Origin of the sequence: Sphingomonas sp. TX0543, from assembly GCF_048565505.1 — a bacterium.
Classification (GTDB): Bacteria; Pseudomonadota; Alphaproteobacteria; order Sphingomonadales; family Sphingomonadaceae; genus Sphingomonas.
This window is the reverse complement of sequence record NZ_JBLZUS010000002.1, coordinates 3,447,330-3,469,942: the sequence shown is the minus strand read 5'-3', so window position 1 is coordinate 3,469,942 and position 22,613 is coordinate 3,447,330. Positions and strand designations below refer to the sequence as shown.

17 protein-coding genes and 1 pseudogene are annotated in these 22,613 nt (G+C 61.2%); 8 read left to right on the top strand and 10 right to left on the bottom strand.

Going from position 1 to position 22,613, the window contains the following annotated elements; genetic code table 11:
• Window positions 1-25 precede the first annotated feature (25 nt).
• Window positions 26-583, top strand: a complete 558-nt coding sequence (locus ACM61V_RS17270; RefSeq protein ID WP_253204250.1) for a response regulator — start codon at window positions 26-28, stop codon at window positions 581-583.
• Window positions 584-590: 7 nt separating this feature from the next.
• Here the strand turns inward: ACM61V_RS17270 and ACM61V_RS17265 are convergent, their stop codons facing one another.
• Window positions 591-4,835 (bottom strand): PAS domain-containing protein, encoded by a 4,245-nt coding sequence (locus tag ACM61V_RS17265; protein WP_419714207.1) that lies wholly within the window; start codon window positions 4,833-4,835, stop codon window positions 591-593.
• A 490-nt stretch (window positions 4,836-5,325) separates the two neighbouring features.
• Entirely contained in the window at window positions 5,326-6,762 is a 1,437-nt protein-coding gene (locus tag ACM61V_RS17260) for a methyl-accepting chemotaxis protein (protein WP_216313570.1), read from the bottom strand.
• Window positions 6,763-7,265: 503 nt separating this feature from the next.
• Here ACM61V_RS17260 and ACM61V_RS17255 point away from each other — a divergent pair.
• The 4 genes from ACM61V_RS17255 to ACM61V_RS17240 all read left to right on the top strand — a co-directional run bounded on the left by ACM61V_RS17255 (window position 7,266) and on the right by ACM61V_RS17240 (window position 11,672).
• On the top strand, window positions 7,266-9,461 hold the full coding sequence (locus ACM61V_RS17255) for a catalase (protein ID WP_216313568.1): 2,196 nt from the start codon (window positions 7,266-7,268) through the stop codon (window positions 9,459-9,461).
• 7 nt (window positions 9,462-9,468) lie between these two features.
• Complete coding sequence (locus ACM61V_RS17250; RefSeq protein ID WP_216313566.1) at window positions 9,469-10,401, top strand: NAD(P)/FAD-dependent oxidoreductase; 933 nt, start codon at window positions 9,469-9,471, stop codon at window positions 10,399-10,401.
• Window positions 10,398-11,027: a PRC-barrel domain containing protein gene (locus tag ACM61V_RS17245; RefSeq protein WP_216313564.1), complete on the top strand. Its 630-nt coding sequence runs from the start codon at window positions 10,398-10,400 to the stop codon at window positions 11,025-11,027. The genes ACM61V_RS17250 and ACM61V_RS17245 overlap by 4 nt, the downstream gene beginning before the upstream one ends.
• A gap of 114 nt (window positions 11,028-11,141) precedes the next feature.
• Window positions 11,142-11,672: a hemerythrin domain-containing protein gene (locus ACM61V_RS17240; protein ID WP_216313562.1), complete on the top strand. Its 531-nt coding sequence runs from the start codon at window positions 11,142-11,144 to the stop codon at window positions 11,670-11,672.
• Window positions 11,673-11,701: 29 nt separating this feature from the next.
• Here the strand turns inward: ACM61V_RS17240 and ACM61V_RS17235 are convergent, their stop codons facing one another.
• From ACM61V_RS17235 to gntA, 8 genes are all read right to left on the bottom strand, one after another.
• On the bottom strand, window positions 11,702-12,679 hold the full coding sequence (locus ACM61V_RS17235; RefSeq protein ID WP_216313560.1) for a magnesium transporter CorA family protein: 978 nt from the start codon (window positions 12,677-12,679) through the stop codon (window positions 11,702-11,704).
• 118 nt (window positions 12,680-12,797) lie between these two features.
• A complete protein-coding gene (locus ACM61V_RS17230) occupies window positions 12,798-13,694 on the bottom strand; it encodes an iron-containing redox enzyme family protein (RefSeq protein ID WP_419714206.1) in 897 nt (298 codons plus the stop codon).
• A 206-nt stretch (window positions 13,695-13,900) separates the two neighbouring features.
• Window positions 13,901-14,701: a cyanophycinase gene (locus ACM61V_RS17225; RefSeq protein ID WP_216313556.1), complete on the bottom strand. Its 801-nt coding sequence runs from the start codon at window positions 14,699-14,701 to the stop codon at window positions 13,901-13,903.
• Window positions 14,691-15,563 (bottom strand): isoaspartyl peptidase/L-asparaginase family protein, encoded by an 873-nt coding sequence (locus ACM61V_RS17220; protein ID WP_216313554.1) that lies wholly within the window; start codon window positions 15,561-15,563, stop codon window positions 14,691-14,693. Before ACM61V_RS17220 ends, ACM61V_RS17225 begins: the two co-directional genes overlap by 11 nt.
• Window positions 15,556-16,503 (bottom strand): glutamate ligase domain-containing protein, encoded by a 948-nt coding sequence (locus tag ACM61V_RS17215; protein ID WP_419714205.1) that lies wholly within the window; start codon window positions 16,501-16,503, stop codon window positions 15,556-15,558. Before ACM61V_RS17215 ends, ACM61V_RS17220 begins: the two co-directional genes overlap by 8 nt.
• A gap of 5 nt (window positions 16,504-16,508) precedes the next feature.
• The gene (locus ACM61V_RS17210) at window positions 16,509-18,350 is read right to left on the bottom strand and encodes a cyanophycin synthetase family protein (RefSeq protein WP_419714204.1); all 1,842 of its coding nucleotides are present in this window, start codon (window positions 18,348-18,350) and stop codon (window positions 16,509-16,511) included.
• Between the two features lie 48 nt (window positions 18,351-18,398).
• Window positions 18,399-19,010: a DUF1989 domain-containing protein gene (locus ACM61V_RS17205; protein WP_216313552.1), complete on the bottom strand. Its 612-nt coding sequence runs from the start codon at window positions 19,008-19,010 to the stop codon at window positions 18,399-18,401.
• Window positions 19,007-19,696, bottom strand: a complete 690-nt coding sequence (gene gntA / locus ACM61V_RS17200) for a guanitoxin biosynthesis heme-dependent pre-guanitoxin N-hydroxylase GntA (protein ID WP_419714280.1) — start codon at window positions 19,694-19,696, stop codon at window positions 19,007-19,009. The genes ACM61V_RS17205 and gntA overlap by 4 nt, the downstream gene beginning before the upstream one ends.
• 323 nt (window positions 19,697-20,019) lie before the next feature.
• On the opposite strand from gntA, the pseudogene ACM61V_RS17195 reads away from it, so the two are divergent.
• From ACM61V_RS17195 to istB, 3 genes and pseudogenes are all read left to right on the top strand, one after another.
• A pseudogene (locus tag ACM61V_RS17195) lies at window positions 20,020-20,315 on the top strand (transposase); the annotation flags it as partial.
• A gap of 188 nt (window positions 20,316-20,503) precedes the next feature.
• A complete protein-coding gene (gene istA, locus ACM61V_RS17190) occupies window positions 20,504-21,760 on the top strand; it encodes an IS21 family transposase (protein ID WP_419713831.1) in 1,257 nt (418 codons plus the stop codon).
• Complete coding sequence (gene istB, locus ACM61V_RS17185) at window positions 21,757-22,611, top strand: IS21-like element helper ATPase IstB (protein ID WP_419713830.1); 855 nt, start codon at window positions 21,757-21,759, stop codon at window positions 22,609-22,611. Before istA ends, istB begins: the two co-directional genes overlap by 4 nt.
• Window positions 22,612-22,613: the final 2 nt, after the last annotated feature.

Here is a 22,613-nt window from a genome sequence, read left to right as displayed (position 1 = left end):
GCCGCTGGATCACACCAGCAAGATCATGTACAGGACTTCGAGCGGCAAGCCGCCTGCTCGAAAGGAAGCCAGGCAAAGTGGCGGCAACCGCGGGCTGCGACGTTTTTATGTTGTGCTATCGCGCCGTTTTGTTGGCCAAACACGGGGTTTGTCGATGCAAGGAGAAAACAACATCGATCTGAATGGCTTGAAAGTCTTTGTCGCCGAAGATGATGCGCTTATCGCCATGTTGATAGAGGATATTCTGGCGGATTACGGCTGCATTGTTGTGAGTGTCTGCAGCCGCCTCGATGAGGCCATGGACACGCTTGGACAGGAAACGCTGGATTTCGATGTCGCTATCCTCGACGTTCACCTGGGCTCCGAAAAAAGCTTTCCAGCAGCGGACATTCTGCAGGGCCATGCAATACCCTTTGTGTTCGCGACCGGATCTGCCGCAGAGGATCTGCCCGCAGCCTGGAGAGGGCGTCCGACGCTGCAAAAGCCCTTTGTTCACAGCGATGTTGGCCGGGTGTTGCAAGAGTTGCGCGGACCGGCGAACAAGCCCGATTGCGGTTCGGCACGCTCGCGGGTCGAACCATGAGAAGGGCCTAGCCGGTTCTGCTTGCCGCCGCACAGCGCAGACCAAGATCGCGCAAGGCCTGGGCCAGCTTTGCTGCGGTGTAGGGCTTAGGCAGGACGCCCGTGCACCGGTCTGCTGCAAACTTGCGGGACATTTCAGCAACCCCGTCGGCGCAAGCAATCAGCATCGGCATGTCAGAATAGAGCGCGCGCAGCTCAGCCATCAAGGCATCGCCTCTCTTGTCCGAAAGATCAGCGTCGAGCACGATTACATCGTAGCGGCCTTGCGCGGCGCGCACCTTCATAAGCGCCTCAGCAGACGTGGCGGCTTCATCCGCCGCATAGCCAAACCCGACAACCGCTTCGGCAACAAAAGCCCGTACCGTGGGCTCGGCCTCGACGAGGAGTACGCGCTGCGTGCGTCCGCTTTCGAGCATGTCGCGCACTTTCATGGCGAGAGCCTGGAAGGTGAAAGGTTTCGGGAGCATCTCAACGCCCTCGTCAAGCCGGCCGCCATGAACGATGGCGTTTTTAGTGTATCCTGACGTGTAAAGCACCTTGAGGTCAGGCTGCCGCTTGCGCAGCTCATCCGCGAGTTCCCGTCCGGACATGTCAGGCATGACGACATCGGTGAAAAGCAGGTCGATCGGCTCACCCTGTCGGTCCATCAGGCGGACGGCGGACGGCCCGTCATGGGCCTCAAGAACGCGGTAGCCGAGCTCCCTCAGGCACTCGACCGTATAGGCGCGTACATCGTCATCATCTTCGACGGCCAGGACGGTTTCCTGTTGCCGGCTGACCTCGAGGCCGCCTGCCAGAGTCTCCTGCCCGGTGTCTACCTGGAGATCGGACATGAGGCGGGGCAGGTAGATCTTGACGGTCGTGCCGTGACCCTCTTCGGAATAAAGCTTGACATGGCCACCGGATTGCTTGGTGAAACCATAGACCTGCGACAGTCCCAGTCCGGTCCCCTTGCCGATATCCTTTGTGGTAAAAAAGGGCTCGAACACGCGGCTCAGCGTGTCGCGGTCCATACCCTTTCCGGTGTCGGTCACGGAAATTACCGTATAGTTCCCCGGTGCCACCTCGGCATGATTGGCAGCATAGGCATCGTCGAGCCGCGCATTGGCCGTCTCGATCGTCAGAGTGCCGCCATCAGGCATGGCGTCGCGTGCATTGACCGCAAGGTTGAGCAGCGCTGCCTCCAGCTGGTTGGGATCGGCCTCGACCCGCCACAAGCCCGGTGAGGTGACGATTTCGACCCTGATCGTCTCGCCAAGCGTGCGATTGAGCATGTCCGACATTCCGGCCACGAGCTTGTCGATATCGATGGGCTTGGGCGCCAACGGCTGTTTGCGCGAGAAAGCGAGAAGCCGCTGCGTGAGCGCGGCGGCGCGTTCTGCGCCTTTCATGGCAGCGCCGAGTGCCCGCTGGCAGCGCGGATCGCTCACTCCGGCTGCGTCGAGGGCCCGCCCGGCCATGTCGATGTTGCCAGTGACAATCGTAAGGAGATTGTTGAAATCGTGGGCGATGCCGCCAGTGAGCTGCCCCACAGCCTCCATTTTCTGGCTCTGGCGCAGGGCATCCTGGGCTTCTTCCCGCTCCGCCAGCGCTTCAGCGACACGGCGCTCCAAGGTCTCGGTGAGCTCGCGAAGCGCCGCCTCGTCCTTTTTGCGCCGTGTCACATCAATCGCCGTCCCGATAACCCTGATGCAGCGTCCGTCACGGTCGAACACACCGCGGCCCTTCGCTGCCACCCAGCGGACCCGCTGATCTTCCTTGCCAACAGTGCGGTACTCGACATCGTATAGGGCGCGCGTGTCCGGGTCGGTGGCCGCGGCGAACGCGTGCGTAGTGCGCGCTCGGTCATCCGGGTGCAGGCCCTGATAGAAATCGGCCATGCTGACCGGCTGATCTGCGGAAATTCCGAACATCGCTTTCACAATGGGGGGCCAGATCAAGACGTCATTCACCACGTCGACATCCCAGAAACCAACTTCCGCTGCTTCTGTTGCGAGGCGAAGACGCTCTTCAACTTCGCGCAAAGTCGCTTCAGAGGCTTTTCGGTCGGTTATATCGAACGCCGCTCCCGGGAAACGGAGGGGAGTGCCGTCCGCGTCGGTAACACATCGGCCGCGCGCCGTGACCCAGCGTACATCGTCGCCGGAGTGTGCAATCCGGTACTCCTCACGGTATTCCCCACCTGAGCGGATCGCGGCGTCGATCGATGCCGCGACGCGGGCCCGATCCTCGGGATGGATGGACGACACATAGTCGCTAAGCGGCAGTCCGGCCGCAGCACGGTCGGGATCGATGCCAAACATCTGCGCAAAATGCTGACCGCCGTAAACCCGGTCTTCGCGCATGTCCCAGTCCCAGGTGCCGATGCCGCCTGCCGCATCGAGCGCAAAGCGAAACCGCGCTTCGCTTTCTTCAAGTTGCCGTGTTGTCTCGCGCAAGGCCTGTTCGGCCTCTACGCGCTGGGAGACATCAACCGAAGTTCCGACTAAACCGATCACTTCACCGGATGGTGCGCGGAGCGGAGCCTTGGTCGACAACCATATGGCCCGGCGCCCATCCGGGAAACTCACGGCTTCTTCGAGCTGCTGCACCTGCCCCTGCGCCATGACACGTGCGTCGTTGGCCATGACGGCGGCGGCCTGTTCCTTGTCCTCGAGGAACTCGGCATCGGTCTTGCCCAGGAAACTCTCGATTGGCTTGCCGATCAGTTCGGCCGTGCCTCGGTTGGCGACCAGCATCCGGCCGCTTCTGTCCTTTGCATAGACGACGCCCGGCACCGCTTCGGTAAAGGTGCGCAGGAGCGCAAGCGCCTGATCACGCTCCTGCTCGACCGCGCGTCGGTTTTCGACATCGAGGAGCACGCCGGGAAACCTCACGAATTCTCCGTCGTCCCCCCGGTCGACCCTGCCGTTGGCTTCGATCCAGTAATATTGCCCATCGGCGCGGCGGACCCGGTACTGATGCGCATAGCGGCCTCCGCGGCTGATAACCTCCTCAATGGCCAATTTGAGGGCTGCACGGTCATCAGGATGGACGGTCGAAATGACTTGCTCAAGGCTGAGGCCCGCTCGCCCAAGCTTGGGATCCAGCCCGAATGCAATTGCAAACCGTTCATCGACGGCAAAGCTGTCGCGCTTGACGTCCCAATCCCAGGTCCCGATGATCGCGCCGGCTTCGAGGGCGAGCTGGACCCGTTCTGCTTCCCGCTTCAACGCCTGCTCGGCATCGTGGCGCTGCGTCACGTCGCGATAGAAGATCGCCAGGCCTTCCTCGACCGGAAACGCGCGCATTTCCAGCCAGGCGCGCCGCCCGTCTTCCCATTGGTACTGGTGATCGAGAGCGACCGGCACACGCTCGGTCATTGCCTGCTTGTACGCGCAGCCAAGTTCAGTCCCTTCACTGCCGGGGTACGCAGCCCAATGAGTCTTGCCCACTAGCTCATCGCGCGGCCGCTGTTCGAGCCGCAAGGCTTCAGCATTTACATCGATTATGCGGTAATCGTGATCAAGAAGCGCAAAGCCTTCGCCCATGCCGTCCAGCACGCGGCGGAGCCTTGCCTCCGCGCTGCGGGCCTCGCGTTCGGTCGCGACCAGATCGGACACCTCGCTGTTGACGCCGAACCAGCGTCGCACCTCGCCCCTGCCGTCCCGAACGGGGGCGGCGCGGGTCTTGAAAGGGCGGTAAACGCCATCAGCGCCGCGCAAGGGGAAGGTCATTTCGAATGGCTGTCCGGTCGCGATCGCGTCAATCCATCGCTTTTCGACGTCCGGCAAGAGAGCCGGGTCATGCACGGCACGCCAGCCCCAGCCTTCCATTTCCGTGGGGGTCGTGCCGCAATACTCGTGCCAGCAGCGATTATACCAGTAGATGTAGCCATCGCCCCTCGCGATCCAGCACAAGATCGGCAGGTTCTCGGCGAACAGGCGAAATTCTGCGTCACTTGGATCGTCGTGCGGATCGCTGGAGATGCCTTCCGCGCTAGTGGCATTATGCCAGTACATGGGACCCGGGTCGCCAACATCAGTCACATCGCTCAAGGTTTTACGCCTCTCTAGTAGGGCCCGGGTAGGTCGCCGGATTGATACCAGCGCAGCCCAGCACAGAAAAGGCGCAAAAGCAGCCGCCCCAGAAGGCAGTGCGGTTGATGGCAGATACGATGCGGCGCCGTGGCGGGCGCAGAATCCTGTCAGCCCGCCACGGCCCTGCGATATCGGGAGTGTCTTGGCAGAAGATGCGGCGGGCTCGAGAGCCAAAACAACCGCTCAGCTGCAGGAGCGCTGGCTGCTATTCGCTAGAGCTATTGCTACTGGACAGAGAGCTGAACCGGCGGGAACGGAGCCTTGACCGTGCGTTTACGATCGAAGGGCGGGGCGCAGGGAGCAATTTGCATGAAAAGTGTCGCATTGTGTCTTGAGGCTGCCACCAAAACCAAAGCCTGTGCCATGGTCGTACATGATCGGTACATCCGTGAGGACCTGATCACGAAAGCCGACCGCTTGCTGGATCGGCCCTGGTCCATGAACGAGGCGAGCCCATTGGCGCCGCCCCTGCCGGCAGACTGCTGCCGACCTTGCGATCGGATCTTTCGGCAAAGGTAACGCGGTCGCCCCGGCATCACCGGCGCTGGGCGAAGGCAATATCCTGCAAGGAAGGTGCAAATCTTGGCGCAGCGATGGCCGTGATGAACCGAAAAAACCGGATTTGCGCGAGAAGCATGGCGCGTACCGCGGTGCCTATCTTTGTCTAGAACGAGGACCAGTCGTCGTTGGGGACGATAGCGAGCCTGCGCGAGGACGCGCCTGTCAGTACGGGCGTCATGGTGTGTCTGGGAGACGCGATTCTTGAATCCATGACCCTGTCCGCGCCCCGCCGCGGTGCAGGCGAGGCTGCCGCGACGATGTGCCGCGCGGTGCTGTTCCGGCTGCCACGAAACTGATCGACAAGGCGGATCATTGCGTCAGCGCGCTCGGCGAGGCTGCGTGCAGCCGCCGTACTTTGCTCCGCCATGGCCGCATTCTGTTGGGTCATGCGGTCCATTTCGCCGATGGCCATGTTGACCTGCGCAAGGTTGCCCGCCTGGCATGCAGCTGTCGCCGCGATTGTTTCTACACTCATGCCAACCTCACCGATGCGGTCGACGATCTGGGTGAGGGCGCTGCCGGTTTCGCCCACAAGCTCGACGCCCTCGTCGACCTGGGCGTTGGATTTGCCGATCAGGTTCCTTATCTCGCGGGCGGCGTCGGCCGAACGCTGTGCAAGAGCGCGAACCTCGGTGGCGACCACGGCAAACCCCTTTCCCGCATCGCCCGCCCGTGCGGCCTCGACGCCCGCATTGAGGGCGAGCAGGTTCGTCTGAAAAGCGATACCGTCGATGACCCCGACAATGCTCGATATTTCCTGTGCCGAGGCGTGTATGGCCTGCATCGCGGCCACCGCCCGGGACACGACCAGGCCGCCTTCGCTGGCTTCGGCATGCACTTGGCTAACCGCCGCATTGACAGCGGCAGCCAACGCCGCGTTGGATTGGACCCCGCCGCTCACTTCGCCCATCGCGCGCGTTGTGCCCTCGATCGCCGCTGCATTCTGTTCTGTACGGGCTGATAGGTCATCGGATGCTTCGCGTAATTCCGCGACGCTGGTGTGGATATCGTGAGCCGTTGTGCGAACCGCGGCGATCGTCTCTCGCAGGGCCGCCGTCGCCGCATTGAAGTCCTTGCGCAGCTGGTCGTATTCTGCGGGGAATAGATCGGTGATGACGTACTCGAGGTCTTTTTGCGACAGGCGGTGAAGTCCCTCGCGTACCGCGGCGACAATCGCCTCCAGGGCAATCTCGTTGTCGCGAACGGCGACGATGTTCCGGCTGAAAACAGCCATCGCCCGGGTCATACGGCCTACGCAATCCAGATGTTGGGTGTGGTGTACGGGGCTGCTGACATCGCCATTGGCCAGAGCTTCCATGCGAACCACCGTGTCGACGTAGGGCTTGCATATCAGGTGGCTGAACAGCAGGCCGAGCAAAGCCGCGGCCAGGAGCGGGGCCGACGCTGCAGCAATAAGCCAGTATGAGTGTGTTGCCAGCGCCGTACAGACAAGGCCCATCGATGCCAGCATGCAATGGACGACCATCATCACGCGAAATTTGTGGCGGATAGAAAGATCTTCCCGGAACCAGCGCAGCATGTCGGCACCTTACTAATAGGCAATTCCGATGTGCATAATTTGAATGCATTGAAATGCATTGGGCGTAATTATAAGTATTGTCCCTAACGCAGTTGACACTCTGTGCATACCGTAAAGCGGCGATTCAATGACAAGTGCGGTAGCTGCCTGTCAGCGAACATTATCGCACGATCGCATGCCCGATCTGACCTTCCGCGGCCATCATCGACAAAATCAGACCGTACAGCCCTATCGGGCCGGATTGGTGTGTTATTGCACACATCGGCCCTCCGAGACGAACCCGACTGAAGCCAACACGGCGTCGCCGGTGCTGCGGCTGCCCCCTGGCTTCCCGCTATCAATATCCGTCACATCAGCGGCGTCTGCGGCAACTTTTAAGGGGCTCGCGGAACAGTGCTGCAAGTTGCGGGTTATGAAACGGCGGACGAACAGCACACCGGCTCGCGGTTGGTTTGGTGTGCCTGAATGACAGAAATGCACCAATTCAGCAAAAGGGCGGATCGATGGCACCGAAGACTTCACGGCGTGAAGATGGCAAGATTGCAGGGCAGTCGGCGGTCAAGGAGCCAGCGCTGCCCAAGGGGGCCCTGCTGCCCGCGACGTTTGAGGAGCCCGTCGGCAACGGCGGCGAAACGCACCAGCAGGCGCAAAGCGCGGGCCAAACCATGACCACTCAGCAAGGCATGCCCGTCGCTGATGATCAGAACAGCCTTCGCGCGGGGCCGCGCGGGCCTACCCTGCTGGAAGATTTCATCCTGCGCGAAAAAATCTTCCATTTTGACCACGAACGTATTCCCGAGCGCGTGGTTCACGCCCGCGGCTTCGGAGCGCACGGGGTGTTCGAGCTGACGGAAAGTCTCGCAGAGTTCACCACAGCCGAGGTGCTGGCCAACGTCGGACAGCAGACCGAGGTCTTCGTGCGCTTCTCGACTGTCGCAGGGCGGGCGGGCTCGATGGATCTGGCCAGAGACGTGCGCGGGTTCGCCGTCAAGCTCTACACCCCACAAGGGAACTGGGATATCGTCGGCAACAATATCCCGGTCTTTTTCATTCAGGACGCGATCAAGTTTCCCGATCTGGTCCATGCCGTAAAGGAAGAGCCCGATCGCGGCTTTCCCCAGGCTCAGTCAGCGCATGACAACTTCTGGGATTTCGCCAGTCTCATGCCTGAGGCCTGGCATATGATCATGTGGCAGATGTCGGACCGAACCATTCCACGGTCGTTTCGCACCATGGAAGGGTTCGGTGTTCACAGCTTCCGGCTTGTCAACGCGTCGGGCGAATCCACCTTCGTCAAATTTCACTGGAAGCCGCGCCAAGGTCTGCAATCGGTGCTCTGGAACGAAGCGGTCAAGATCAATGGGGCAGATCCCGATTTCCATCGGCGAGACTTGTGGGACGCGATCGAAAGCGGAGATTATCCCCAGTGGGATTTGGGCGTGCAGCTATTTACCGAAGAACAGGCTGAAACGTTCGAGTTCGATCATCTCGATGCGACCAAACTGATTCCCGAGGAGGTGGTTCCGGTCCGGATCATCGGGACAATGACGCTCAACCGGACCGTGGACAACTTCTTTGCAGAGACCGAGCAGGTCGCGTTCTGCACGCAGAACATCGTGCCCGGCATCGACTTCAGCGACGACCCTCTGCTTCACGGCCGAAATTTTTCCTATCTCGACACGCAGCTCAAGCGCCTCGGAAGCCCGAACTTCACGCACCTGCCGATCAATGCGCCGCGATGCCCCGTCATGCATTTCCAGCAGGATGGCCACATGGCAATGGTCAATCCTAAGGGCCGGGCAAATTACGAGCCGAACAGTTGGGGCAAGCAGGCCGGTCCCCGCGAAGATCCGGCCCGCGGCTTCCGATCCTTTGCGGCGCAAGCGGATGGCAGCAAGCAGCGCATTCGTTCGGAAACGTTTTCGGACCATTACAGCCAGGCGCGCCAGTTTTATATCAGCCAGACACCGATCGAACAGAAGCATCTGCGCGACGCTCTCATATTCGAGCTAAGCAAGTGCGAGAGGGTCGACATTCGGGCGCGCGCCGTGTCGCATCTCGTCAATATTGACGCGCAGATGGCGGCAATGGTCGCCGATGGTCTTGGTATGGAGCTGCCAGAGGCTGCCGTTGCTGCAAAGCCGACGCTTGATCTTGCCGCCTCGGCGGCCCTGAGCATCATTGCCAACGGACCGAACACGTTCAAGGGACGCAAACTCGGCATCCTTTTAACCGATGACTCGGATGCGGCACTCTTCAAGGCGCTGACCGCCGCAATCGACAGGGTGGGCGCAGTGTGGGAGGTCGTGGCGCCGAAGATCGGCGGCGTGACCCTTGATGACGGCACGACTGTCGCAGCACGTCACAAGATAGATGGCGGCCCATCCGTGCTGTTTGACGCCGTGGCGCTGCTCCCTTCGAACGATGGGGCCACGATGCTGTCGACCGATGCCCCATCCAAGGATTTCGTGTCTGATGCCTATGCTCACTGCAAGTTTATCGGCCATAGCGCGGCGGCCAGTTCCTTGTTCGCAGCGGCGCGCCTTCCGACCGAGCGGGACGAGGGATTCATTTCACTCGACGGCAAGGGCAGCGTCGACAGCTTCGTAGATATGCTGGGCCAGCTGCGCTTCTGGCCGCGGGAGCTGGCGGTGGACATTGACGCGAAGCCCCCCAAATCACCCCGCAAAGCCAAGTAACCGGCCGATGCCTCAAGCTTGGGAGACTATCGTCGTGGGGGCAGGGCCAGCAGGACTGACCGCCGCGCTTTACCTTGGCCGGTTCCGCCGCACCGTTCTCGTGCTCCACGACGGGACCGCACGCGCACTACGTATTCCCCTAACCCACAACGCGCCAGGATTCGGGTCGGGCATAACCGGTCCAGACCTGGTCGAGCGGATGACTGACCATGCCGTCCGTTACGGCGCGGTTATCGATGAGGCGCGGATCGTGGCCGCGCGCCGCGAACGCGGCACCTTCGTGCTGAGCTCGCAGGCAGGCGACACGTGGAGGGCTCGCACGCTTATCCTGGCAACCGGACTTCATCTGAACCAGATCCCGCTCGATGCGGCAACGCATCAAGCGGCAATTGAAGCTGGCGTTCTGCGCTATTGTCCCATCTGCGACGGATATGAACACATTGGGGCCCGCATCGGCGTTGTCGGCAGCGACACACAGGGCGCGGCCGAAGCCCTGTTTCTGCGGCGGTATTCAGATGACATCACGCTGATCCCGAAGTCTCACGCCGAACTGTCGCCCTCGGAACGAGGCGACCTCGATCGCGACGGGATCAAGGTCATTGCTTCTGCGGCCTGTGACTATTCACTGGCCGAGGATGCGATGTCGGTGACGCTCGAAGACGGGACCGTCATGTCTTTCGATGTCGTTTATCCAGCTTTAGGCAGCCGTCCGCGTACGCGGCTTGCCAAATGTCTTGGCATCAACTTTGAGACAAACGGCTGTTTGCCTGCCGACACACCGTTCGAAACGGCGGTGCCAGGACTTTATTCAGCAGGAGATGTCGTTGACGGTCTGGACCAGATCAGCGTGGCCATCGCACATGGCGCAATCGCAGCAACAAAAGCCCATAACTGGCTGCGTGAGGGCGACGGCGAAGGTTTGTCGGAAACGCCACAATGATCGCCGAGGTCGCCAGCTGGGCGGCGCCTGCCGCGACTATGATCGCTGCCATGATGACCGCGGCAAATATCGGCTCGCGCGTAACCGGCTGGGGGTTCGCGGTGTTCGTTGCCGGGTCGGTAGCATGGTCTGTAGTCGGGATTGCGACAGGTCAGACCAACCTTGTACTCACCAACGCTTTCCTGACCCTGGTCAACCTTTTCGGTGTGTGGCGGTGGCTCGGACGGCAGGCAAAATATGATGATGGCAGTGCCCGGGCCGCGCACCGTAGCGCGCGTGCCCGTGTGCCAACCCTGTTCGCACTGGGGGCCCTGCCCGGTACAAGGATCATTGGACCTCATGGGGAGGCAATCGGCACGATCGTCGACGCAATGGCGGGGTGTCACGATGCCAAGCTGAGCTATGTCGTCGTGTCCGTGGGCGGCTTGGGGGGGCTCGGCGAACAGCTGCATGCTATTGACCCAAATCTTCTGGCCTTTTCGCATGATGGTGTGACCACGACGTTGTCGGGGGCGGATCTCGCCGAGTTACCGACGATAGAACCCGAAGACTGGCCCGCTATGCTCCCTGCAGCGACCAGAACCCCCGAAAATCCCGCGGTGGCAGCGGAGAGATCATGGCGATGAAGAGCGATACAGTTTCCCCCGGATCAAGGCGGGCGGGACCGGCGCCGGAATCCTCATGATCTCCCGGAGCCAAAGTGAAATGAGCAACTAATCCTTGTAGAATGGAGACTGAAAATGGCAGCACAGACCAAATCACGCGCAAAGCCGAAAAAGGGCGCGCGCGCCACCCGCAAGGCGTCAATCGGAACCAAGCGACCCAGCGATGCAATTGCCTTGCTGAAAGCCGATCACAAGGAAGTGAAGGGCTGGTTCGAGCAATTCGACAAGGCCGAAGACGATGCGACCAAGCAGGAGCTTGCAGACCGCATCTGCCGCGCGCTGACGGTCCATGCCCAGATTGAAGAGGAAATTTTCTACCCGGCCGCCTATGATGCGCTGGATGACGACGGCGATGATCTCCTCGACGAGGCCGAGGTCGAACACGCCAGCGCCAAGGCGCTCATTGCGCAGATCGAGGCTAGCAAGGCCGGGGAGCCTTTGTTCGACGCTAAGGTGACGGTGCTGGGCGAATACATCAACCACCACGTCGAGGAAGAAGAAAGCGAACTGTTTCCGGAGTGCCGTGCCAGCGATATGGATTTGAAGGTGCTCGGCGAACAACTGGCGTCGCGAAAGGCCGAACTGATGGCTTCAGGGCAAGTTTGAGGAATGCATCCCGTTGGCCCAATCGGCCGCTACAGCCACTTGCGCCAACGGGCCAAAACCAATGTCAGCAGTGACAGGAAGGCCAGGAGAGAGATCACCTCGAAGAACCCTGTCGTGCCGGACTTGAAGAATGGCAGTTCGAAGTTCATTCCGAGTAAGCCGGCGACCAGTCCACAGAAGCCGATAATGGCTGTCAGCAGCGTCAAGGCCTTGACCAAAGCATTGGTCTGCTCGGTTGTCATCGACGTAAACAGATCGAAGCTGCCAACGACCACGTCTCTAGTGCGTTCCACTTCGTCGATCGCACGATCAAAACGGTCCGCCAGACGCGCATAGCACTGGACGGCGACGTCTGGCAGATTGAGCACAAAGTCTGGCCGGGTAAATCCGTAAAAGATAGGCCGCTGGGCCGCGAGCAAGGCGCGCAAGCGCGACACGCGCGTGCGAACGCTGACGATACGTCGTAGGATCTGTTTGTGCGTGCCCTCGTTCAGGATTTCGAGATCAAGCTTGTCCACATCAGCTTCGATGGCAGCAACTTCGCTCAGGTATTCGGTCAGGTGCCAGTCAAGCAGGGATGCAGCGAGCTCTCCGGGGCTTAGCCGCCCAATTGCTGTTTCGCCTTTGTCTTGTGCGGTAAATCCCTGGAGATACCGGATCGGGGTGTCATGGATTGTCAGCAACCAACGGGCGCCGACAATGAACCCGAGTTGCGCGCCGGGCGCCGTGGTGCCATCTTCCCGGCGCAAATCGGGCGCATCAACCGCAAACGAATAGCATGAAGGATAGTTGTCCAGATAAGGAGCCCGGTTGCGATCGATCACCCTGTCGAGCATCGGCTGCGTTATGGCGAGAAGAGCGCATAGAGCCTGCCGGTCGGCCTGATCAATCGCTTCGGCGTCAACCCAGAGCAGTTGGTCTTCGGCCAGATCGCCCAGCAGATCAGCGTGAATCGGCACTGTTCGGTCGTGGCCGTGCGCGTCATAGAGCTTGGCCGTCAGCGACACGTCAACGCCTCATGCGGCACGGTCACAGGCAATTGCAATGGACACTCACTGTGCGAGTCAAACGACACCCGAAAACAGGCCGCGAGTTGGGGCGTTAGCAAGCTGGACGGGGAGCGCGTCATCTCCACAGGTACTGGCGATATCGTTCGAAGCACCGCGCGCCGCAGGTGAGGCGTATCAAGGCGCCTTCAGCAATCGCGACCGCCAAAGTGGGGTCGGCTGCAACGATTGGACGCAGCGCTTCGCGGTTCCAGTCGGCACTGTGCTTCACATCCAGCACCGCGTGAAGTTCGAAGTAGCGCCGCTGGCTCTCGCTGAGGCCGATACGCCGAAGTCCTTTGGCCACCATGGCTGAGCGGCCGGGAGCAGTCAGCTCAATCACGCCCAGGGCGCCGACCGAGTGCCAAGCGTAATGGCGATTTGTAGCCATGGCGGTCATGGCGTTCGCCAAGGCGAGGCTTTCCCAGACGGTCGCTTCAATGGAAGGGTCAACGCCCAGTACGCCGACAAGACGCGCAAGCATTGGGCCATGCATCCCGTTTGCATTTCCGCGCCCCATCTCATCCCAGTAGTTTCTGGCGAGTTCGAGCTTGGCGGGACTTGGCAGTTTGACCTGAGTGTAGGCCACAAGATCGTCGAAACCCGCTTCTCCGGCCGCCTCCTGGCCGAAAAACCAGCGCAGCTCGTCGCGCGAAGCTTCTTCGGCCAACCAAGGGAACAACGGATCTCCCTGACCTGGACCGGATGATTTCAGGTCTTCAAACCAAGTCACGAATCCATCAGGATCGGTAGGGACACTCATGGCCCGCTGTCGAACCTCGCCGCGAAGATACTCGACAAAACCGATTTCGAGGCGCGCCATCTGAATGTCGCGGCGTTCGATTTCGCGCCAATCGTCGGGCGGAAGGGAGGGCGCCAGACGATCACGATTCCAACGGGCAAGACCTTGCTGAAAATCATCATTCAGGAACTGCGACTGGCAGCGCGGACTACTTGGGTTGGAAATTGCGGTCATGAGCATAAAACGCCATGGCAGTTTGGCTGTTCCCGCGGTGCTGACGGCCTATCGCCTGACATCCGCGCCAGACCCGGCGGTGCCACACGCCGCTGTTCTTCCGTTACGGAGCCGAGACGGTCCTGTAACGTCAGAGCCGAGCACAACCCCAACGCGAACTAGGCGAAATTGCCAAGTACAAGCCTGGCCCAGTCCGGGAGCAACCCTTAAGCTGCGACCCGAGGGATTCGCTTATGCAAGTCGAAGCCATCACCGCCGGCCACGACGTGCAGTTTGACACCGAATATGGAGAGGGGCTGGTCGTCCCGCGCTTCAGCGACATTCGAGTGCGTAACGTCGGTACCGTCGACAATGTAGACGGCGCCAGCGCCGATCACTTTGAAGATGTTGTTGTTGAGGATGATCGCCGTATCTTCGTCGATGCCAATGCCCAGGACCCGTGGATTTTGCGCGACCGCGCCCAGCAGACGCCCGATACGGCCGCGCTCTGCAAAATGCTGATCGATGATAACGTCGCGAATCAAGCCCAATCCCGGCGCCATGTTAAGGTTGCCGATCCGGTGTGATTCTCCGCTCGCACCGCGCACCAACATCGTTTCGCTCATGACCGAAGCGCCCGCAGACGTCCCCGCGATCACGCCGCCGCGCTGATGAATGACCCGCACCATGTCCTCGACCGGCGTGTCGCCGATCTGGCTCGAGATTCGCAGCTGATCGCCGCCGGTGAAAAAGACACCTTGTGCATCTGACAGCAGCGCGCGCACGCTGTCAGACCGCGTCTCTTCACGTTCGTTGACATAAAGTTCAACAAGATTTGTTACACCAAGATCGCTAAAAGCCGCTTTATAGGCGTCAAAGTATCCTTCGGGTTCGTGACTGGCGACTGTTGCGATCACCAGTTTACCGCCGTTGAGGTACTGTGCGATTTCCTTCAAGATCAGACGATCGCCCTGTTTGTCTTCGTGGCCACCGATCACGATCAACGGGCCTGGGGCGTCATGCGTCATGAGCGTATCCTTCAAGGTCAGTCCAGTGGATACCGGCTTGCGGGTAGTCCAACCAGCTCGCGGCAATCGCCATCGCGAAATGATCGCTGTTGTGCGCAAACCCGAAACGGCCGTCCCGGCCAACCGCGATGATCCCGGCTTCGCCGCCGATGCGATCAAGCGCGGCAAGGGCAGTCCTGGCGCTTTCCGTTGGCGGCTTCCCTTGCATCTGCAAGATGACCCGCGCAGCAAGAGATACACGTAGGATACTCTCGCCGTCCCCCGAAATTGCGACGCCGCCCACTTGATTGTCAGCGTAGAAACCGCACCCGGGTATGGGCGCGTCTCCGACCCGCCCCGGACGCTGTCCGGTCAGTCCGCCTGTCGAGGTTGCGACTGCGATGTTGCCATGAACGTCGCGAGCAACGCAGCCGACCGTGTCGCATTGCGGCTCCGCCGTCGAACATGACGCAGGAGAAGAAGAGGCAATGCCTTGTTCGGCAGCAAATGTCTGGGCCCCTTCGCCAACCAAGAGCACCGTCTTCTCCTTCAGCAAGAGCCTCGCCACCGCAACGGGGTTCGATATGCCGCGCAGGGCGGCGACCGCACCGATCTCCAGGCTGCGGCCATCCATGATCGCCGCATCCATCTCGATCTGCCCCGATGACGTCGGCACCGAACCGCTACCCGCATTGAAGGTTGGATCGTCTTCAAGCTCGCGCACGGCCTGTTCGGCCGCTTCGAGTGCTGTGCCACCTCTACGCAGGATTGCTGCGCCGCGCTCGGCGGCGGCAAGACATCCCCTGCGATTGGCCGCTTGGATATCTGGCGGTATGGTTCTGGCACCGCCGTGCACGATCAGCGACCAAGCACCATCAGACATAGGCGATACTTTCGGTCTGGAGCAGATGCGCAGTCGTTGGCTCAAAACGGGAAACGAGGTCCCAGACCATGTTGACCTGACTCGGGCTTAACACGACCACGTCTCCGGGCCTGGCAAGATTGAGGCTGAACACCGTGGCTTCTGCCTCTTCCACGATCCTGTGCACGTGCTCGGGAGCAAGGCCGCCGTCGATCGCGCCTCGCGACATCAAAGCGTTGATTTCGCCGCGTGGTCGGCCCCGGCCGTGGGGCGTTTCGCGGCAGACAAGTTTGTCAAAGATCGATGCTGCAAGCGTTCCCATTCCGATCAGATCCTCATCACGCCGGTCGCCGGGCACGCTGAATGTGCCGATAAACCTGCGCCCGGGTCGCCGCAGCGTCGCGAGGTAACGGCCAAGCGCAGTGACCGCCGCGGGATTGTGGGCATAATCCACAATGACCGTGACCCCGCCGCGATCGACTATGTTGAGCCTGCCGGGACTTTCTTCAAACGTGGTGGAAAAGCTGCAAAGCGCAGCAGCGATGGTGTCTGGAGCAATTCCGAGGGCGCTCGTCATTGCAGCCGCCGCCAGCGCATTTTCTGTGTTGAAATCCGCCGCGCCCCCAAGCGTGGCAGGAATGTCGGCCACGGCGATTATCGGCCAGTGTTGCCCCTTATCATAGAGTACCAGCCAATCGGTGCCATCCACCGGTTCGCGCACGGCTGCAAGACCCCCGCCAGCGATATGGTCAGCAAGAAAAGGATCGAGGCCTGCCGCCGAAAACCAACAAATCTTCCCCCGCGCGCGGCGCGCCATAGCGCGGGTCAGGGGGTCATGGGCGTTGAGCACGCTGTGGCCGCGGCGGCTAACGGCCTCCACCACGACAGACTTGACCTTTGCCAGGTCCTCGACGGTATTGATCCCCTTGATGCCGAGGTGGTCCTCGGTGACGTTGAGCACGCAGCCTACGTCGCACCAATCGAAACCAAGACTTCGCGCAGAATCCCGCCGCGCGCAGTCTCGAGCACGGCTGCGTCAACCGTAGGATTGGCCAGCACCATCCGCGCGCTTTTCGGACCGCTGGCATCGGCGGCCCGGATCAGACGGTCACCGACATACACTCCGCTCGTTGTGGTGAGACCGACCGTCATGCCAGCCTCGCCAAGGATGCGCGCCGCCATCCGCGCCGTCGTGGACTTGCCATTGGTGCCGGTGATGGCGAGGATCGGGATCCTGCTCGTGCCGGGCTTGGGAAACAGTTGACTTACAACAGGCGCGCCCACATCCTGCGGTGCTCCGGACGAGGGAGCTAGGTGCATCCGCAAACCAGGCGCCGCGTTGATTTCGACAATCCCCCCGCCGGTTTCGCTGACAGGTCGGGCGGCGTCCGGTAACAGGAAATCAATGCCGGCAACGTCCAGTCCGATCAGTGCAGCCGCCTGTTCGGCAATGAATCGGTTCTCAGGATGGACCTCGTCGGTGCAGTCTTCGGCAGTACCACCCGTCGACAGATTGGCAGTCTCGCGCAGAAAGACGATCTGCCCTGCCGGGGGAATGCTGCCCGGTTGCAAGCCCTGACTGGCGATAACGCGCTCAGCTGTTGAATCGAGCGCGAGCTGCGTCAGGACATTTTCATGTCCTGGGCCTCGGCGCGGGTCTCTGTTCTCCTGGTCCACCAGCATTGCGATGGTGCTGTGGCCGTCACCAGCAACCGCGGCGGGAAGGCGCTTTGCAACGGCGACGACCTTCCCGCCGACGACGAGGAACCGGTAATCTGAGCCTCGCATTTGCTGTTCGACGATCACCCGGGATGAATGCTTTTGAGCAGCCGCAAATGCAGTCTCAAGTTCCGCATCACATCCGATACCAAGGCTCACACCGCGCCCGTGATTGGCATCAACCGGCTTGACGACGACCGGCCAGCCGAGCCTGCCGGCCAATGTGCGCGCTTCGTCCACTGTGCGAACCATGCCGCCCTGCGGCGCGGGCAGACCGGCAGAACGTAACATGTCGCGAGTCACCTGTTTGTCGCCGGCGAGTTCAACTGCAATGTGGGACGTCTGGCCGGTGACGGTTGCCCTGATCCGGTGCTGACGCTTTCCAAAGCCAAGCTGAATGAGGCTGCGATTGTCGAGACGCATTACGGGTATGCCGCGACGCCGCGCCGCATCGACGATCGCCTGCGTACTGGGGCCGAGCGCAGTCTTACGCAGCGCGCTGCGAATTTCTGACAGTGCTGCGTCTAGGCTTTCGTAGCTCAGCACCCCGCTCGCCGGCAGTATCGTATCACCCGTCAGCTTCGAAAATTCAGCAGGCAACAGGCTGGATACGAGCCGCAAGGCATGGAGGCCTGCGACAAGCGCAGCCTGCTCGTCCCGATATTCAAACAGGATGTCATAAACGCCGCGTTTTCCCGCCACCGACCGGGTCTTGCCGCGCGTGACGGCCGCGCCGGCAAGGCATTGCAGCTCCAGGGCGACATGCTCGCAAACATGTCCAAGCCACGTGCCTTCGGCCATACGATCGACCAGCCCGCCAACGCGGCCAAGACTGCAATGGTGGCGCCCAAGGCCGGGTAGAATAGCCAGCAAATGGTCGGAGAAGCCGGGTAAAGTATTTGTGGGGCGCGCTTCGAGAGGGCCCAGATTGATCCGAATGCGGACCATCGTCCGGCGGCTGTAGATATTGGGGCCTCGGTAAATCGAGCGCTCGAGAACAATAATCCCGGTCGGCTGGTCAGCCGCCAGCTCTACCTGTTCTTCGCCTTCACAGAGGTCGCGGAAGCGGTCGATCGAAGCGTGTTCCAAATCTTCAGCCCTTCAATAAAGCAGCAACGGGAGACAAGATTGTCCGCGTCATGTGGACAATGCGGCCGCCGCCGGCTCGATCCGGTAATGGATTGGCTTGAATGTGCCGCCGTTGGAGTCGGGCGCCGAGCACGCCGTTAAACCAATGACAAGATCGCGTGCCGCAATGAAATCGACATGATCTCCAGCCCGGCTAATCGGCGGCAACACCTGCAGCTTGCCGGTTGCAGCGTCGATCGGCACATTCATAAAGCAGTTGAAGGCCACCGGGATATCGTCCGGTACGACTCCGAATGGCGCCAACGCTTCAGCAAGATTCCCGAAACATCCGCGATGGGGCGGCAAATCAGGATAGAAATGGTGGAATGTATCAGTAGAGCAGGGCGTCAGTAAAAAATCGTGTCGGCCAACGGTGTCTTCCACGATTTCTAGAAGAACCCGTGAGCGATTTGAATATAACCTGTCGCCGGTCGTCAGATAAATGCGTTCAGCATAATCGAGTGTGCGGCCCGAGGATAGCACCTCTCGCGTGTCGCCCGCATCAAACGCGAGAAGGTCGGCAACCTGCTCGCCGCAAGGATCGATCACCACCAGACGCTCGCCCTTGGCCAGCCGGAATGCCGTTCCGCTGCGCTCGGGTATGATCCGCAGCTCGCTCATGGCCGTCCTTTATACCGAAAGGGGCAACGCCAGTCGTCGCCGACTATCCGCCCCGAATATTGCCGTGCTTCGCTGATGGTCCCGTGCTCAGCGAGCATGGGATTGCGGGACCCGGCGACGGCTTCATCGCGGATCATGATCTTTTCGCGCATGCCGTCATATTTGCCTTGGGCACGTAGCAGCTCGAACTGAGCATGAAGGTTGAACACCATTGTTGGATGCGAAAAGCGTCGGGCCGGGCGAGCCGCGTTCGGATGCAAACCAACCACAAAGTATCCCTCGCCGCCGAAAGACAGGGAAAAATGCGGGTCTTCGGGATCAGGGCTCACTCTGGCGTCATAGGGTTGGCCGCGCCACGTATCCTTATCGGATAGCGATTGTATTCGCTGCCATAGGTGCTGCTCGAATTCGGATTCCGTTAAGTTGTGTGGCCCTTCGAATACCACTGCGAAACTGCGAAACAATGATGGGCTTTTCCGGAAGCGCTCCGCGAAAGCCAGAAGCGCATCATGAATGGGCAAGTCATTCCACGCGCTTGTCATATCGCGAGCGGCGAGTACGTCGAGTGTTCCTCTTTTCAGTGCGGCTTTGGCACCCACACAAGGGAATGCGTGGTCTGAGATATGTGCATGGAGGGACCGGGTAAGCATTTCGGTCTGGCCGGAGCGGCTTGCGCCGGAGGACAACGCACTCGAGCGGCGAGGTAAGCTCGACCATCTCGCTCTCCCAATTCCGAGCACATCACTGCTAGGGTTCATGAATTCCATCCGGCTTCTACGATGCTTTAAGGTCGGTAAGCAGCGCGCGGGGGTCCGTGCGGACCGCGCATGCTCAGCAAAACCCCGTTACCCGGTGTTGGGTTCCAAACACTCGGCCTCAAATAAAAACGTCGACAGGCCTAGCCCATCGGATAAATAAAAGGGACGACTGATAGTGAACGTTGTGGTCTGAGCCCCGCAATTTCCGCCAGATTTGAGTAGAGTCCGGCCCACTTAGGGGGTCGGACGGAATGAAGCGGAGCAGGTTCAGCGAGGAACAGATCATGGCGATTTTGAAGTAGCAGGAGGCCGAGATGGCGACGGCGGATGTCTGTCGCCGGCACGGCCTCAGCAGTGCGACCTTCTACAAGTGGAAGGCCGAGTTCGGCGGCCTGAAGGTGTCCGAGGTCAAACGCCGGCGGCAGCTCGAGGACGAGAACAGCAACTGAAGAAGCTGCTGGCCGAAGCCATGCTAGACGATGCGATGCTCAAGGAGATCAAATCGCTACGCGCGGCGATGCCTTCTACCTCTCAATTCTTGGCGGCGATGCGCTGTTCGAGATCGCCAAATTCGCCGAATACCTCAGTCTGTCAGTGGGCGTGTAATTCTCCGCGGATGTGGGCTTTGAAAATTCCCTGATTGTTGGGCCTGGTTGCCCAATGAGCCGGGGTTAACCCCGGCTCATTGGGCAACGCCAAAATCGGCGCGATGACCTCCTGCGGGAGGCGGCGCTGATGATCCGACTTGGAGAAGCCATGATGATACTGGAGTTGCACCGGCAGGGGCTGTCGGTGACGGCGATCGCCCGCCGGACGGGCCGTGATCCCAAGACCGTTCGCAAATACATCGAGCGCGGCGTCGAGGTGCCGGTTTACGGCCCCCGCAAGGCCGGGCGGCCGAGCAAGATCGCGCCCTACATGGAGTTCCTGCGCGAGCGCGTGACGGCGTTCCCCGAGCTGACGGCCTCGCGCCTCACGCGCGAGATCAGGGAGATGGGCTATGCCGGCGCGTACACCGCGGTGAAGCGCTACCTGGCAGCAATCCGGCCCGACCATGATCCCAAGCCTTACGAGGTTCGCTTCGAGACCAAGGCCGGCGTGCAGGCCCAGGTCGACTTCGCCCGGTTCGTCGTCGAGTTCACCGACGAGCCGGGCGTGGTGCGCATCGTCTGGCTGTTCAGCCTGGTGCTGGGCTACTCGCGCCTCGTGTTCGCCCGCTATGTGCTGCATCAGGACCTGCAGACGCTGCTGCGCTGTCACATGCAGGCGTTCGAGGCGATCGATGGCGTGCCGATCGAGATCCTCTATGACCGGATGAAGACCGCGGTCACCGGCGAGGACGACCAGGGCCACATCGTCTACAACACCTCGCTGCTGGCGCTGGCGAAGCACTACCGGTTCCAGCCCCGGGCGTGCCGGCCCTATCGCGCCAAGACGAAGGGGAAAGTTGAGCGGCCGTTCCGCTACATCCGCGAGGACTTCTTCCTGGGCCGATCCTTCCGCAACATGGAGGACCTCAACGCCCAGCTCGTCGAGTGGCTCGACACGGTGGCCAATGTCCGGGTGCACGGCACGACGCAGCGCGTGGTGGCCGAGGCCTTCGCCGAGGAGCAGGGAGAACTGCAGCGGCTGCCCGAACACCGCTTCAACGCCGTGCTGAAGCTCGAGCGGCGGGTTACCCATGACGGCTTTGTGGCGGTCGGCGGCAACTTCTACAGCGTGCCTGACCGCACGCGCCGCATCGTCGAGGTCGAGCAGCTACCGGACGTAGTCCGGGTAATCGATCGCGGCGTTGTGGTTGCTGAGCACCCTGTGCTCGAAGGACGCCTCCAGTATCGCATCGACCGGCGTCATCGCACCGGAAGGCCTCAATCACGGCCACAGGAACGGCGCACGACGATGATCGGCCGGCTCGGTGACCATGTGCCGCTGCGCTCGCTGGCGGTTTATGAAGCCATTGGCGCGAGCCTGGCGATGGAAGGACGGCCATGAACGGCGCGGCACCATCCTCGCGCGTCGACTCGATCCGCCGCAGCCTGGTCAGCCTCAAGATGCCGCGGGCGCTTGAGATCCTCGACGCGACCTTGCGACGCATCGAGCAGGGCCAGATCGACGGCATCGAGGCGCTCGACGATCTGCTCGGCGAGGAGCTGTCTCTGCGCGAGAACCGCCGAATCAAGGCGGCCCTGCGCATGGCGCGGCTGCCCGTCGTCAAGACGCTCGCCGGCTACGACTTCTCGTTCCAGCCCTCGCTCGACCGCAACCGCATCCTGGCGCTCGCCGGCCTCGACTTCATCGAGCGCGCCGAGGTCGTCCATCTGCTGGGCCCGCCCGGCACCGGGAAAAGCCACATCGCGACCGCGCTGGCGGTCGAGGCCGTGCGCGCCGGCAAGGCGGTCTACTTCATCCCGCTGGCTGATCTGATCGCCCAGCTCGCCAAGGCCGAGCGCGAGGGCACGCTTCGCGAGAAGATCCGCTTCCTCACCAGAGCGTCGCTGCTCGTCGTCGACGAGATCGGTTACCTGCCGGTCACACCCGGCGGCGCGAACCTGTTCTTCCAGCTGGTCAACGCCCGCTACGAAAAGGGCGCCATGATCCTCACCTCTAACCGCGGCTTCGCCGAATGGGGCGAGGTCTTCGGCGATGCCGTCGTGGCGACGGCGCTGCTCGACAGGCTGCTGCACCACGCCGTCGTCATCCAGATCGAGGGCTCCAGCTACAGGATGCGCGAGCACGCCGCGCTGGTGCCCGAAAACGTCCGCGCCGGCGTCACGTTCAATCCACCGCCAAAGCGTCGCGGCCGCCCGCCAACGAAAGGAAAACCCGATCCCGAATACGGCTGATC